The 14174-nt window shown below is 43.1% G+C and carries 13 protein-coding genes and 2 pseudogenes; 4 read left to right on the plus strand and 11 right to left on the minus strand.

What is annotated here, in order from left to right:
- The first annotated feature begins 47 nt into the window (after positions 1-47).
- Positions 48-974, plus strand: a complete 927-nt coding sequence (locus M1D70_RS15610) for an ABC transporter ATP-binding protein (protein ID WP_456287226.1) — start codon at positions 48-50, stop codon at positions 972-974.
- A complete protein-coding gene (locus tag M1D70_RS15615; RefSeq protein WP_009593890.1) occupies positions 971-1681 on the plus strand; it encodes an ABC transporter permease in 711 nt (236 codons plus the stop codon). Before M1D70_RS15610 ends, M1D70_RS15615 begins: the two co-directional genes overlap by 4 nt.
- Positions 1682-2698: 1017 nt before the next feature.
- Here M1D70_RS15615 and M1D70_RS15620 read toward each other — a convergent pair.
- The 4 genes from M1D70_RS15620 to M1D70_RS15635 form a co-directional block, all read right to left on the minus strand.
- Positions 2699-3568 carry a deoxyribonuclease IV gene (locus tag M1D70_RS15620; RefSeq protein ID WP_009593862.1) on the minus strand — a complete coding sequence of 290 codons (870 nt, stop codon included), beginning with the start codon at positions 3566-3568 and terminating at the stop codon, positions 2699-2701.
- A gap of 378 nt (positions 3569-3946) precedes the next feature.
- Positions 3947-4570 (minus strand): hypothetical protein, encoded by a 624-nt coding sequence (locus M1D70_RS15625; protein ID WP_036673017.1) that lies wholly within the window; start codon positions 4568-4570, stop codon positions 3947-3949.
- A gap of 734 nt (positions 4571-5304) precedes the next feature.
- Positions 5305-5946 carry an NAD(P)H-dependent oxidoreductase gene (locus M1D70_RS15630; RefSeq protein WP_456287227.1) on the minus strand — a complete coding sequence of 214 codons (642 nt, stop codon included), beginning with the start codon at positions 5944-5946 and terminating at the stop codon, positions 5305-5307.
- Between the two features lie 17 nt (positions 5947-5963).
- Complete coding sequence (locus tag M1D70_RS15635; RefSeq protein ID WP_456287229.1) at positions 5964-6248, minus strand: carboxymuconolactone decarboxylase family protein; 285 nt, start codon at positions 6246-6248, stop codon at positions 5964-5966.
- Positions 6249-6633: 385 nt separating this feature from the next.
- Here M1D70_RS15635 and M1D70_RS15640 point away from each other — a divergent pair, with 385 nt between their 5' ends.
- Positions 6634-7500, plus strand: coding sequence for a sigma-70 family RNA polymerase sigma factor (locus M1D70_RS15640; RefSeq protein ID WP_009593864.1), 867 nt, complete (start codon positions 6634-6636; stop codon positions 7498-7500).
- A 644-nt stretch (positions 7501-8144) separates the two neighbouring features.
- Here the strand turns inward: M1D70_RS15640 and M1D70_RS15645 are convergent.
- The 5 genes and pseudogenes from M1D70_RS15645 to M1D70_RS15665 form a co-directional block, all read right to left on the minus strand.
- Positions 8145-8279 (minus strand): annotated as a pseudogene (locus M1D70_RS15645) (DUF2277 domain-containing protein); the annotation flags it as partial.
- A 152-nt stretch (positions 8280-8431) separates the two neighbouring features.
- Complete coding sequence (locus M1D70_RS15650; protein ID WP_456287230.1) at positions 8432-9259, minus strand: copper amine oxidase N-terminal domain-containing protein; 828 nt, start codon at positions 9257-9259, stop codon at positions 8432-8434.
- Between the two features lie 139 nt (positions 9260-9398).
- Positions 9399-9563, minus strand: coding sequence for a hypothetical protein (locus tag M1D70_RS15655; RefSeq protein WP_456287231.1), 165 nt, complete (start codon positions 9561-9563; stop codon positions 9399-9401).
- Positions 9564-9702: 139 nt separating this feature from the next.
- A pseudogene (locus M1D70_RS15660) lies at positions 9703-9792 on the minus strand (ATP-binding cassette domain-containing protein); the annotation flags it as partial.
- A gap of 161 nt (positions 9793-9953) precedes the next feature.
- Positions 9954-10403, minus strand: coding sequence for a MerR family transcriptional regulator (locus tag M1D70_RS15665; protein WP_456287232.1), 450 nt, complete (start codon positions 10401-10403; stop codon positions 9954-9956).
- A 171-nt stretch (positions 10404-10574) separates the two neighbouring features.
- On the opposite strand from M1D70_RS15665, the gene M1D70_RS15670 reads away from it, so the two are divergent.
- Positions 10575-11426, plus strand: coding sequence for an aldo/keto reductase (locus M1D70_RS15670; protein WP_456287233.1), 852 nt, complete (start codon positions 10575-10577; stop codon positions 11424-11426).
- A 394-nt stretch (positions 11427-11820) separates the two neighbouring features.
- On the opposite strand, the gene M1D70_RS15675 is transcribed toward M1D70_RS15670, so the two are convergent.
- Both M1D70_RS15675 and M1D70_RS15680 read right to left on the minus strand, forming a co-directional pair.
- Positions 11821-12486, minus strand: a complete 666-nt coding sequence (locus tag M1D70_RS15675) for a carboxylesterase family protein (protein WP_456287234.1) — start codon at positions 12484-12486, stop codon at positions 11821-11823.
- A 379-nt stretch (positions 12487-12865) separates the two neighbouring features.
- Positions 12866-13792 (minus strand): copper amine oxidase N-terminal domain-containing protein, encoded by a 927-nt coding sequence (locus M1D70_RS15680; protein WP_456287235.1) that lies wholly within the window; start codon positions 13790-13792, stop codon positions 12866-12868.
- Positions 13793-14174: the final 382 nt, after the last annotated feature.

Below are 14174 nucleotides of genomic sequence, written 5' to 3' on the forward strand. Positions count from 1 at the left end.
TATTAATGAACTGAGTTAAATTGATGATACGGGAAGGACTGTTTTTTATGGAAGAAATTATTCGAACCGTTAACCTGACAAAGCAATACGGAAATAAAGTCATTGTAGATCGCGTTTCGATTTCCGTTAAAAAAGGTGAAATCTATGGATTCCTGGGGTTGAATGGCGCAGGAAAAACGACAACCATTCGAGCTCTTCTTGGAATGAGTAAGCCTTCTTCCGGAGAAGTGTATTTGTTTGGTCAGCGCTGGGAGAATGGGAATCCCAATTTGTCGAGACGAGTAGGTTATATGGTGGAAGTTCCTTATGCCTACCCTAACTTTACGGTTAGGGAAAACTTGAGTTTGATGGCCAGGTTGCGAGGATTACCGGTTCCGAGGGCAGTTAACGAAATTATGGAGCAATTGAATCTGACCCAATATGCGGATAGTAAGGCAAGAGATTTGTCACTTGGTAACGCGCAGAAACTTGGATTGGCCAAAGCGTTAATTCATAAGCCGGACGTTCTGATTCTTGATGAGCCAACCAATGCGCTTGATCCAGCCGGAATTGTCGAGATAAGGGTAATGCTGAAAGCTCTAGCTTCTCAACAAGGGGTTACCGTGTTTATCTCGAGCCATATCCTTGAGGAAATGTCCAAAATGGCTTCTCGAATCGGCATTATTCACAAAGGCGTATTGCTTGAAGAACTGACAACAAAAGACTTTGAAACCATTCGCCGAAAGCAGTTGATGATCGGGGCGAAGGATACTCGGAAGGCTCAAGCTATTCTTTCAGACTCCGGGTATGCGGTACATTCGACTTCGAATAACTGCCTTGCACTACCGGATGATCATGCCGTGAAGCATCCCGAACATATTGCGAAATTGCTTGCTAATCACGAAGTGCCGCTCACCATGCTTAACGTTGAAGAAGAGAATTTGGAACATTATTTTCTCAAAGTAATCGGAGCCCAGGAGGGAAAACGAAAATGAGACCATTGTTGACAGCCTGTAGCGTTGAAATTTACAAATTGCGTCGATCCTTTGTTTTATGGGGCACGCTTCTGTTTATATTGTTTGTCATTACGTTGTTCTTGGGGCAGCCCGATTGGCCTTCTTTTTTTGAACGGACTGCGTTTTTGTATGCATCCGTGTTTGGGCTGCTGGGGTTTGGATTGGTGACAAGCTGGACATTTGGCCGTGAGTATTCTGAGCGGACGCTCAAAGATTTGCTCGTTTTGCCCATATCGCGCGGTAAAATAGCGATTGCCAAATATGTCGCAATTATTTTCTGGTGTTTTGTTATGATGTTGATTAGCTTTGCTTATGCCTTAGTACTTGGTTTTGCTATTGGACTTCCTGGCTTTTCGTTTGCGATTGTACAACATTATTTATTCCTAATACTTATCATTGGCTCTCTCCACCTATTATTAAGTGCCCCTCTTGCCCTATTGGCCTGTATATCGCGCGGTTATCTTGTGCCGATCGGCTTTGCTTTTACAACTTTGATGTTGGCATTGGTATTCGGGTCTACTACCATTGGCACGTATCTGCCCTGGTCTGTACCTGCTTTGCATTTGGAGGAAAACGGCGTCGCATCATTTCCCTTGGCAGGAATCAGTTATTTTCTGGTATTTATAATTGGCCTGGCAGGCTTCATTGGGACGGTTAAATGCTTGCAAAACAGGGAGCAACGATGATTTACTAGAAAATACTTCTGCATAGAAATACATTTGGAAGAAAATGATGCACGCTCAATGTGCCTTCTAACTCTTAGAATCGCTTCATATTTTCACCGAACTAAGCCTGGGTGTAAACGGGGCGCATCCGTTCAAAATTAGAATTAATCATCCGAAACGTATACGGCTAGACTCTAAATCTAAGTTTACACTTTTTCACTTTTAAGGAATAAATAACGACAACCGGTCATGTTTAAAAACTTAACGTATATTTTCGTTAAAATGTTGGCGGTCCCCCAATAAAAGTTTTCTGGACCGCTGCAGCTCCTTCCGCGCAGACATAGGGTCGGCAGTAGATCCGCCCAAGAAATGATCGTCGTATCGCGGTCAAGATGGCCGGAGCTCAGGAATGGCAGATGCTTGGCTACGAAAGAGCGTTCACCACTCTAATATATGCCCAGCTGCGAGGTGAGCAGCGCAGAGAAATATATCGCCGGTATTACACTAGAAGTTGATTTCCCGTATCCATTGCACATAAGCCGGATTCCTTAGCGTACGGAATTTCCGGCTTGTTTGAGGATATTTTCGCTTAGCGTACGTTTTCCGCGTTTTGTTGGCGAGACCCAAGTTGTGATTGTACAATTAACAGCATTTCTTTTGTGTCATAATCATCGTTCCCCTTCCTTTCACCGTTGTTCTTTTGATACCTATCGTATTTTTAGCGACTTTATATGGGACTATGTTCTTGTCCCCCGACAACATTGTTTACATCTCCCTGCTCTTAACAAAAGTATAGCTATACTAAGTTTTCATATCGCAACTATTTGTGCAGAATTAAGTTTCCTTGGAGAATTCATGTCGTCCGAATATGTGACGGATGACATTAGGCCTTCAGTAACTATTCCCACCCCCTAAGACATGTGACCTCCATAATATCCACCTCAAAATAGAAATCAATATTTCGCATACATGAAATTTGTTGTAATTATGTAAATGAACGATGAATTGGAAATGATATGAATGTGTAATGTTTGGAATCTACTTCTTGATTGGTTCTGTTATTTCTCTTCTTAGCAAGGCGATTTCATGTTTATAGGGAGGGTTCTTGTATTTAATTGGTCCGATAGATGGGGTTTCAAGAAGTTTGGGCAATTCAGATAGCTGAGGATGATGGACAATATAGTCCAAAGAACGCAAACCTATAAATCCATGACCGATATTCTCATGCCTATCCTTACGAGATCCGCGCTCATTCTTGGAATCATTAATGTGGAGTACTTTTAATCGTTCTAACCCAATTATGCGATCAAACTGATCAAGAACGCCATCAAAGTCATTGATAATATCGTACCCAGCGTCATGAATGTGGCAAGTGTCAAGACAAATTGAGAGACTCTCATTATATGTTACTCCGTCTATAATACGTGCCAGCTCCTCAAAGCGATAGCCACATTCCGTTCCTTTTCCAGCCATCGTCTCTAACGAGACTTGAACCTTATCATCTCGTGTTAGAACTTCATTAAGACCTTCAATTATCTTATTAAGTCCTTTCTCTAACCCCACACCAACATGCGATCCGGGATGCATAACAATCTGTTTGGAACCTAATGCTCTTGTTCGTTCTATTTCATCGTGCATAAAGGCTATGCTGTGGCTGAATACCTGGTTATTTACTGAATTGGCCAGATTGACCAAAAAGGGGGCATGAACAATGATATTGCTGATTCCATGCATTTTCATATGTAAATGACCCTCTGAAATATTGTAATCAGAGATTGGTTTTCTTTTCGTATTTTGTGGAGCACCGGTGTAGACTAAGAATGTATTTGCACCATAGGAAGCTGCTTCTTTACTGGCTTTAAGAAGCATCTCCTTTCCTCCCATGGATACATGACTACCGATAAGCATCTTTATCCCCCCCCCCCGTGAATATGATTAGTTTTTACTGGTAGAAGGAATTTATTCATCTGATTTTTGACCATTGGTATTTTGAATGGCGAAATTCGTCTCGAGGATGCCGTGGTATTTTATTCAACTATCGTTCCTCATCAAAGGTAATTTACCTACCATGCCGATGTTTGTAACCCTATCGGTCTCTTTCTATATGATTTAACTATGTAGACGGATGACAAGAACTTGATAACATTCCCCCTTCTTGACTTTCATAGGATTCTGTAGATACAACAAAATTCAAACCATAAAAAAAGCCGCGTAAAACGCGGACTTAAATGGATATGTATGATCTTTCCTCTAACAAAAATACTATGCAAGTGGCAATAAACTTTCCTATCTATTATTGAGCCCGCTATCGTCCTTAGTCGTGCGATTGTAGACGACGGTTTCTTTGGTGCCGTCCGCGTATTCCAGGTCAACTTCGTCGATACGTATTGAATCCAAAGCACCTTGATACGTGAAGAGCTCAAACACACCGAGTTCTAACCCCGGTATGACCGGACCGACATATTGAAGATTGAATGAGTTCTTTCCGGAGTGCTCATCATACGAAGGGTCTCCTACGGGATTAAATGTGCTGACCTTCACGGTATAGTAGTTGATCGTTTTGCCGGTCAAATTATCGACGAGCCACGTCAGCGTGATACCGTCCGCTGAATTGACACTGTATCTGAACTCTCTTGGGTCACTGAAACGATTTTCCGCTGTCACTCGGGTAGCTTCGGGTTCGTCGTTGGCCGTTTCGTTACCTCCTTGATTCTGAGCCGTGGAAATCGTTGCGCCTTTTTCGCCATTTCCGTTGGAAGGTTCGTTTTCGGCATCCACTGTTTGCCCAGCTTTAACTATAGTTGGTTCACTCCGACTATAACCCAAGTCTTCCGAGAAATACACACCGCAGCTGAACGCGATGATAATAGATATTAGAAAAGATAAAAAGATATTCAATTTTTTAGCCATGCTGATGTCCTCGCCTTTTCCGTTATTTGTTTTATAATAACAGATCTAGGTCCAATAGGACAGACAGAAAGTAGTAATATAGAACTATGATTATACAGTAAGACCTAACTCGCAACTCCTTGTCCCTACTTCTTACATGCATTCTTTATTATGAATTCCTGCGAATCGTGAATCTTCCTCTTCCATATCTCCATTATTAGAATCTGATGTTATCAAAATCCATATCGAGATCCTTTCACGATAAACTGCCCGTTACATCTATAAGAAAAGAGGAGCCACATCGCAGCAAGCTCCTCTGCTATCGTATCCCGTTTATTTAAGGCGCCTCATCGACTTCAAACTTCCACCTTAGAATGAGTCAATCAACCAAGGTTTGATCGTTCCACTGTCTCGCCTAGTATGTCGTTTCCCGCTTCATTCTCATGAGCCTCACGACAAAAATAGCGGCAATTGGTAGCTAACGTGCCCATCGCCATGCGACTTCCGTCCTCTTCTTCGAACAAGAGAAGCATACCAAGGTTTATCAGCAAGAAAACTAATCACTTTGTATCCGTCAAAATTAGCTTTTAAAGTAAACTGAACTATATCCGAGTATTATTTGTTCGTAACTTGTTCCTCTAGTATGAACTTTTCTTGAGGATAAGAGTTCGATTTCCTCAAAGGTAAGCTATGCTTTCTATCGATGAGAATGTATCAATTCCTGCTGTCTGCTTAATGATATAATTGAGGCAAACTTAGAAATTTAAAGCGATTTCGCGCGCTTGTTGTATCGCCTTTACTTTAATCTCGGGTTCCTGATCGGTTTTTGCAGCCATTCCCTCAACAAAAATCCCCTCAAAACTAGGAATCCCCACGAAATCCATAATGACTTTCAGGTGGCGATGACCCATTTCTAGATCTGCATCATCTGAGCCTGGTGACAAGAAGCTACCGCTAGCTTGGATATGGACGGCTTTTTTATCACTCAACAAGCCGATTCGGCCAGTATCTGGTAAATATTCGAAGGTCTTGCCCGCTATACAAATGGAGTCAATGTATGACTTCATAACGGGTGGATACGAATAATTCCAAACTGGAGTAACAAATACATATTTATCTGCAGCAACAAATTGATCAGCCAATTCATTGATTCGGCTCAGCTTCGTTTTCTCTGCTTCCGTCAATTTTTCAAATGTAGTGCCCGCCTTCAGTTTGTCCCATCCGTTAAAAACATCAGTATCAAGTTGTGGTATATCCATTTTATATAGATCAAGATGAATTACCTCATCATTCAAATTGGCAGATCGATAAGCCTGTACAAACTCATTACCTACTAACATGCTGTATGATTTTTCATGATCGTGTGGATTTGCCGTAATATACAAAACTGTTGCCATGATGACAATACCCTCCTTCAATATTTGCCCTCGGAAACTGTTACGATCTGCCTTGTAGAGACGTTTAGTCTATTCCAGAGATTGGCCGTAGCAATCCCGGCGATCAGCGTGGCCAATGCCTGCACATCGAAGTGTCGGGCTGCCTCGTTAAAGATCTCATCCGACACTGGGTCCACTCGGTCATTGAGTCGGGTAACAGCTTCACTGAGCGCAAGTGTAGAACGCTCGGAGTCATTGAAGTATTGCGTCTCACGCCATGCCGACACGGCCAAAAGTCGCTCTGCAGATTCACCTGTCGCCAATGCATTACGCGAATGAAGTTCGACGCATACACTATCCCCATTAATTGGGTTTGCCGAAGATATGCGAGAAAAAGCGTGCGCTTGGGAATACCTGTTTGCTCTGCGGATTCAAATAGGGCTTTGCCAAGGGCTTGTAAGGCTTGAGTCGCATCGGGTACGATCGTGGCAGGACTATCTATTCTTGATTTCAAATGAAACACTCCTTTAATTAAGAGTAGAACCGGTTTTGGCTCTCCAATATGCTGACGGATCTGACCTGGGGATGTGTGACAATATTTCTTGAGAAACGTAAAAATCAGTTGAATGCGACGTCTTGTCACATTGTTCAGCTTTCATTCGTCAGTACTTATAGTGGTTTATTATTTTTGTACGAGGGAGTTTGAGGATGAGCGAACAGGATTGGTTGGCAAATACATTCGAAACGCATCGGAAGAACCTTCAGGTTGTTGCTTATCGAATGCTTGGATCATTAAGCGAGGCGGAAGACGCGGTACAGGAGTCTTGGTTGCGTCTTAGTCGTGTGGATGCAAGAGGCATTGAGAACTTAGGGGGATGGTTGACCACCGTTGTTTCGCGTGTATGTCTCGATATGTTACGATTGCGTAAATCTAGGCGCGAAGAATCGATCGAAGCTCATTTGCCCGATTCTTTCAACAGCCAAGAGAATATAAGCGACCCTGAACAAGAGGCCATATTAGCTGATTCTATCGGTGTTGCACTATTAGTCGTGCTCGATAATTTGAAACCTGCGGAACGCATTACGTTCGTGCTGCACGATGTTTTCGCCATGCCTTTTAATGAAATTGCTCCTATTGTAGGAAAATCGGAAGCCGCGACAAGGCAGCTTGCGAGCAGGGCTCGTCACCGGGTTCGAGGGGTGAAAGCATCGGAAGTCGACATTGCTCATCAACGCAAAGTTGTTCAAGCTTTTCTTGCTGCTGCGCATGCAGGCGATTTCGATACGCTAATAGCTGCGCTTGATCCGGACGTTATACTTCGTGACGATCGTCAAACTGAATCTTCAAGAGTAACGCGAGGAGCGATCGCTTTAGCCAAACAAGTATCGGGACGTGCACAGAAAGCAGCCCAACTAGCCTTGGTGAATGGAACCGTAGGAATCATTGCGGCCCCTCAAGGAAAATTGCTTTATGTACTCAAATTTACGATAAGTCACGGGAAGATTGCCGAGGTCGACCTAATCTCCGATCCAAAACGCGTACGCCAGCTTGATCTGGCGGTGTTGAGTAATTGAGCCTTAAACTCAACGTCTTCGACGGTGTTAAAGACATAATCACCCGGATAAAATATAACAGTTATTAAAACCATAACACGCTCAAGCGGCACCCAAAGGGTGCCATTTTCTTTTTAATGTCCGTTTGTATCGTCTTTTACATAATTACGTACGGATATTTTGTCTCGTAAAGACCTTACCTTGGAACTGGACTGCATCTTTTATCCTTTATTCAGTGAAATTTGACAGGTGATGGTAGTTCGTCTATGGGGAATAATCTAATTTCATCAACTTCCTTACCATCTGGAATCGGTTCACCTGACACAACCATAAAGGTGACTCGGGACAAGAACTTATACCGATAAAACAAAAAAGCCGCTAAATTAGCGACTTTCTATGGGAGTATGATCTTGTCCCCCGACAGGGCTAGTCGGATGACTAGAACTTGATAACATTCTCCACCCATACAATACTTGAGAGATCCCGAATGGTAACAATTAACCCCCGTCTGGCATTTTTATGTTGAACGTCTTCTTTTGTCCGTGGAAACAATGAAGCTTTAGGCGGAGTTTCAATATTTCGACAGCGTTTATACGTTCAGGAGTCAAAACGATCGAGTTCCCAAAAAACTTAGGCACCTCTAATGCGATTCCGTCTATACCCGCTTAGGATTCCCCGAATCGCTTAGCGGCTCGTGTCCGGGCCCGAGCGATCTCGACCTCTCGATTGCGGGGTTCGGCTTGAGTCACCAGAGAATCCAGCAGCTGCCGTGCAACGACGGTAAACTCTTGCACCGCTTGAAATGAACGCACCTTGTTGTATCCAGTATTACATAGTTTGTTCATTCCAGTAGTTCTTCAACCTCTCATATTGCAGCTTCTTTCGTTTACATGGATAATGACTAAGTCAGATTCTCTATCCATTGAGCTGGGCATGATTGGGTTAGATATCACTACTGATGATCGGGTTCCAGGCTCATATTAGGGATCTGTCTCAAATGATCGCTTACCTTGTCCACCTTCCAAGCTCCATTAGCATAAATAATGTGCGCTTCCCGATCAAAAACATAATGCAGCTCGCCCGTTAATATATTTCCTGGAATATAGGATTGAATAAGGATCGCGCTAGTATTGCTTGCATAGTTTACCGTTGCCGTATTCATATCAAAATTCATTTCTTTAAAGTGAAGCCCTTCCTGCTCTATGATTTGCTGAATTAGACGATCCGTAAAAAAAGGTTTGAAGTAAGTGCGAACCTGTTTCACTTTCGATAGATCAGATGCCTCGTTCAATTTCTCCGATAACCGCGCAATACGAGAATCACTTAGTCGTTGGTTGGTAGGTACTTGATACTTCGGCTTCATCAACTTAACGACGACTTGCTTGCCATCGAGGATAACGGTGGCTTCTTTGGTTTTCTGATCCCACTTCACATCTGCTCCCATGGTTTGGCTAACGAACCTTAAAGGTACATAAGTTGTGTTTTGGATGAGCTCAACCGGAGCATCAAAATCAACGCGGTCGTGGTTTACTAAGGCCCTTTTGAATTGAACCGCAAGTGTGATTACGGTCTCGCCTTTGGTCAATTGAGCTGTTTTTTGAAATTGGTTCCATTTCACATCGATACCCAAGTTCTGAGATACTGCCCGTATAGGGATCAGCACTCGATTGTTCTTTAGAATACCATGCTCGATTATTTCATTGCCTGATGCTTGTGTTGGAATGACGTTCGCAAGAAAAAAGATCATGACCGTCGATATGCTAATCAATAACTTTTTCAAATGCTCTCCCCCTCAAATCAGCCCTAATTTGTTCCAGTCCTATTCATTTAGACGTCCTATTCCATGAAAAAGTTGCCCAAAATGAACGGAATACCTATTTCCGCCTCTCCCTTGCGAGAGATAGAAATTCCGCCTTGTGTTATCGCGATGCCAAGTTCACGCAAAGCTTCTTCCGGAGAATGGGCAGCTCTGCTGCCTGCCGTCTCCCCGCATACCGCCGATAGAAGCAGATGGCTTCCCGGCTCAGGGTCTGCCAGCAGAGTCGGCAGGACTGCTCAGGGATATAGTACATTTGTATTGGCATTCGGATATACCAGCTCTACCCTTTCCTACCTTTTCAATCCATAAATACCGCTTCGGCCAAGCGCATGGTTGACCGACAATCCCAGACTGCCTGTTTTCTTGATGTGTTGATCTTGTCTTGTTTCCATGGAATAACCACCAAGTTTCTTCATTGCGTCTGTCTTCCCTGCGCCGTTCGCACCAATAAAACCCATAATGTAGCCTTTCTCCAATTGAAACGATACATTTATAAGTTGAAAATTGGGGTAACTCTTATATACGTTTCAAATTGCTAATGCAAGCAATTCATACATCCCCCTCCCCGAAAAATTGTGTGTATCGTGCATTCACAATTAATCCGTAGGAAGTGAATTTGTCAATACCTACCAATAAAATAGGCGTCATAACGATCTCACGCCTTACGAGCAGAGCGCGAGTAAAACACGTCCCCATGCATATGCTGAATTCTGCCCCAGTGGGCGGGATTCATCGTGTCTGGAGAGCGGTTCTCCAGAATGGCCTGATACAGTGCTGTCTTCTCTTCCAAATGGGCAACGTGCTGTTTGGCTTCTTCGAGCTTAGCGAGCGCTGCTTCTTTATGCTCCATCATGAGTCTATAGCGTTGTGGAATGGTAGAATCCCCCTCGAGACATAAATCGATATACATTTTTATGACATCGATCGGCATCCCGGATTGCTTGAGGCATTTGATGCCATGCAGCCAGTTGATCGATTCTTCGTCGAATAATCGAATATTATTCTCATTGCGCTGTACGCTTGGCACCAGACCTTTATCCGTATAAAAGCGCACGGCGTGCTCAGTGAGCCCCGTGATCTGAGCGGCTTCTTTGACCGTATACATGTGGAATCCCCCTTGGATAAAAAGAATAAGAGCCTCTTGCCTTCGTGTAACACGAAGGTACTATGCTTATTGTAACGCAACTGTGTCGTAATCGGAATTCCCGCTCCAGTCCCCGATGTTGGGGATACGCGCCGGTTGCTGTTATACATTTGAACAATTGGAGGAATCGCAATGCAAACTGTAACTTTGAACAACGGTGTGAAAATGCCGATCCTAGGCTTCGGTGTCTACCAGATTCCCGATGCTGATGAGTGCGAAAACGCGGTGTACGAAGCGCTGTCGGTCGGTTACCGCTTGATCGACACCGCCGCCGGTTACCTTAACGAGGAAGCGGTCGGACGCGCGATCAAGCGCAGTGGCGTACCGCGTGAGGAGCTGTTCATTACGACCAAGATTTGGGTTCAGGATGCCGGCTACGAGAGTGCCAAGCTTGCATTTGCAAAATCCCTGAAGAAGCTGCAGATTGACTATCTCGATTTGTACCTGATTCACCAGCCGTTCGGCGATTACTACGGCACATGGCGCGCGATGGAAGAACTGTATCGTGACGGCAAAATCAAGGCCATCGGGGTTAGCAACTTCATGCCCGATCGTCTGATGGACCTCATTGTGCATAACGAAATTGTGCCCGCCGTCAACCAGATTGAAACGCACCCATTCTACCAGCAGACAGAGAGCGCTGCTTTCGTAAAGGAGCAGGGCGTGCAACATCAGTCGTGGGCGCCGTTCGCTGAAGGACGAAACAATATGTTCGGCAACGAAGTGCTGACCTCGATCGCGGAAAAACACAACAAATCCGTCGCCCAAATCGTATTGCGATGGCTTGTTCAACGAGAAGTGGTTGTCATTCCAAAGTCAGTACGAAAAGAGCGGATCGTCGAAAATTTCAACATTTTTGATTTTGAGTTGGGCGCGGTCGATATGGAACACATTTCCACTCTCGATACTCGAGAGAGCCTATTCTTATCGTACCGCGATCCGGGAGTCGCCAAGATGATGGGCAACTGGAGAGTCGAACTGTAAATCTTGGTCCGGCTTCTCCATTAAGTAAGGACAGGACCGGAGCTCCTGTCCTTTAAACTCATTCGCTTGCTTATCCTAATCGCTCGCTTAACGTACGTAAATGAGAGGTCGGTAAAAGCCGCATTCTGATATCACTTATGATGCAACAAAAAGCATCAGATCAAATGACTTTTTCATGAGGAAATTAACTCCCTCTAAATCTTTCTCTCCACTCTGAATTCCTTGCCTGTTCCCTTGTGCGTTTCAGGTCAAAAATTTTGCCCTACTTATGGTAAGGTTCAACGTGCTTGATCTTCAATCACCCTGCCCGTTAGCTAAAAAAAGGAGCAGCTGCCAACAGGCGAACTGCTCCATGCTATTTTAAATTAACGTGTCCCGTTAGTGTAAAACAACTTCATTTCCTTATCATTAAAGAATGACCTAGAAACCAGCTATATAGTTCCGGATTATTGTATGTTTCTGTCCAGGAGTCATGATTCGACTCAGGATAAATGGTGAAAGAGACATTTCCACCGTTTTCGCGAAGTGCGTCTACCATTTTTTTTGATTCCGCAATGGGCACTATATCATCCTTAGCGCCATGGAATGCCCAGGTGGGTGTTCCTATTAGTTCATGTACCCGGTTGGGGTTACCTCCACCACATATTGGAGCGATTGCTGCGAACCTTCCTGGATATTCTGCTGCTAAGTGCCACGTCCCATAACCACCCATGCTTAGCCCCGTCAAGTATATCCGATCTGGATCTACGTTATAGTTTGCAATGATCTCATCTACTAATGCCATCAATCCGTCTTGTTCAGCATTCCAAAAAGAATCCTCCAGGCATTGAGGAGAAATCGTAATGAATGGAAAAGAAGGATCGCGTTCTGCTATCATAGGAATTCCATGTGCTTTTACCAACTCCAGATCATCTCCACGTTCACCTGCCCCGTGAAGAAATAAGATTAAAGGCCACTTAATTGAGGATTCTTTTTCATGATGATCTGGTAAATGTAAGAGGTATTTCATCCGTACTCTTTTTGTTATTTCTTTTTCAAATTTATTTACGGTTTGACTCATCGTATCTCCCTCACTTTACTAATATCTCCCATAGGGGGTAAAAATAGAATTCCCCATATTTCCCGAAATTCCTTCAGTTGCATTAAACCGCCCGTTAGTTCAATGGAGTGTCACCTAAATATAATTCTGAATTGTATAGATTGTTTACTAACGAAAAATAGGAGCTGCTCCAACCGATTTCATCGGTCACTGCGATACCATCTTTCTAAAAAGCTAGGATAACCGGGTATGCCATCATCAGCTCTCCGACGCCCCATATTTTGGAAAGCCTGCTCCACCTCTTCCCTGCACATCCCTAGCCGAAAAGGACCGATACTGACATGCGGCGTTACGATAATAATTGCGTCAACTGCAAACTCCTTTTTATGACAACTTCTAATTATTTTTCTTCTGGAATGTCAACAATAATATAGTTTTCTTTTAGATTTACTTGAGGCAGTTCGGCTTGTTTAAAAACAACATCATTCCAATTCTCCTTAGTGATTAAACCATATCCAGTAGAAGTAATATGAGGCATCCAGCGAAAGTTGGCGAATGTCGTATCTTTAAAATTTGGTAGGGAACCATTCTCTTTTGAAAAGGCGCGGTTTATGAAATAAAGGTTATTTTGCGTAGTGGTCTTTTCGCTAATGAATGCTTGCCACTTAAGGTAAGCTGTGTTCTTCGTAATTTTATAATAGCGGATTACATTATTATTGACCTCGATGAATCGGTCATTGGTGTTTTCCGGAAAATAATACTGAAGACTGGATGCTTCCATAAATGGTTCAAAGTCCTCCGTGAGCTGTGAAACTCTAGGAAGATTGATTGCAGCATTTCTGGCCGTGCTTAATGCACTACTCTTAAAGTCAGTCAGCAGTTTCGTGCTTGGTTTTGAAACAAACGCCGTTTGGGTCTTTTGATTCCAAGTTACCGAACCGTCCAACGCTTCTGCAACAAAACGTAAGGGAATCATTGTTTTACCGTTTTGAATAAATGGAGCAGTACTTAATGAAACTGAAGTTCCATTTTTTTGTGCTACTTTATTATTCATAGTCAACTGCAAGTTTGTGTCGCCCCCCTTCACTGTCACTTGCTTAGTAGTATTATTCCAGGCAAACGTTAAGCCACCTAAACCTTTGAGTGAAGTCAGACTAAAAAATACCTGATTGTTCATAATGAGAATATCTTTTGAATCTAAGTCAATATTATTCACAACAACTTGTGTTCCTTTTGGACTTTTTACTGCTGCGGCTGCCTCATTGGTTGGAAGTAACAAAAGCGAAGAACATAGAACAGCAAAAGAAAGTAATACCAATTTCTTCATCGCTAAAACCTCCTATATTTTACAGTCCTTATATTAATCATTTCTTTTAAAAATAGAATATGAAAAATATATCACTCCACCAACACCTAAAATCATTGATATCCCAAACAATATCCACACTATTTTCACATCAGTATCACTAAGACCGTTACCTACTGGACCAACTTTTGGTTCGAAAAAATGATTAAGTTTCCATATACCATAGACAATGAGAAATATTGATGCGAACAATCCAACAAGTTTTTTCTGTTTAATGTTTCACGCCCCCATCCGTACTGATATTAAAGTAACGCGGTCATTAAGTTAATAAATAGATAATACCACATATTGGAACTAAACTGCCCCGTTAGCTTAATGAATTACATGGAAACATAGTTAGATG

It is taken from the genome of Paenibacillus sp. AK002 (assembly GCF_053903045.1).

What these genes read in the sequence shown, in the direction of transcription:
- M1D70_RS15610 (WP_456287226.1), top strand. Translation starts at nt 48, where the DNA reads ATGGAAGAAATTATTCGAACCGTTAACCTGACAAAGCAATACGGAAAT.
- M1D70_RS15615 (WP_009593890.1), top strand. Translation starts at nt 971, where the DNA reads ATGAGACCATTGTTGACAGCCTGTAGCGTTGAAATTTACAAATTGCGT.
- M1D70_RS15620 (WP_009593862.1), bottom strand. Translation starts at nt 3,568, where the DNA reads ATGCTTATCGGTAGTCATGTATCCATGGGAGGAAAGGAGATGCTTCTT.
- M1D70_RS15625 (WP_036673017.1), bottom strand. Translation starts at nt 4,570, where the DNA reads ATGGCTAAAAAATTGAATATCTTTTTATCTTTTCTAATATCTATTATC.
- M1D70_RS15630 (WP_456287227.1), bottom strand. Translation starts at nt 5,946, where the DNA reads ATGGCAACAGTTTTGTATATTACGGCAAATCCACACGATCATGAAAAA.
- M1D70_RS15640 (WP_009593864.1), top strand. Translation starts at nt 6,634, where the DNA reads ATGAGCGAACAGGATTGGTTGGCAAATACATTCGAAACGCATCGGAAG.
- M1D70_RS15655 (WP_456287231.1), bottom strand. Translation starts at nt 9,563, where the DNA reads ATGCCAATACAAATGTACTATATCCCTGAGCAGTCCTGCCGACTCTGC.
- M1D70_RS15665 (WP_456287232.1), bottom strand. Translation starts at nt 10,403, where the DNA reads ATGTATACGGTCAAAGAAGCCGCTCAGATCACGGGGCTCACTGAGCAC.
- M1D70_RS15670 (WP_456287233.1), top strand. Translation starts at nt 10,575, where the DNA reads ATGCAAACTGTAACTTTGAACAACGGTGTGAAAATGCCGATCCTAGGC.
- M1D70_RS15675 (WP_456287234.1), bottom strand. Translation starts at nt 12,486, where the DNA reads ATGAGTCAAACCGTAAATAAATTTGAAAAAGAAATAACAAAAAGAGTA.
- M1D70_RS15680 (WP_456287235.1), bottom strand. Translation starts at nt 13,792, where the DNA reads ATGAAGAAATTGGTATTACTTTCTTTTGCTGTTCTATGTTCTTCGCTT.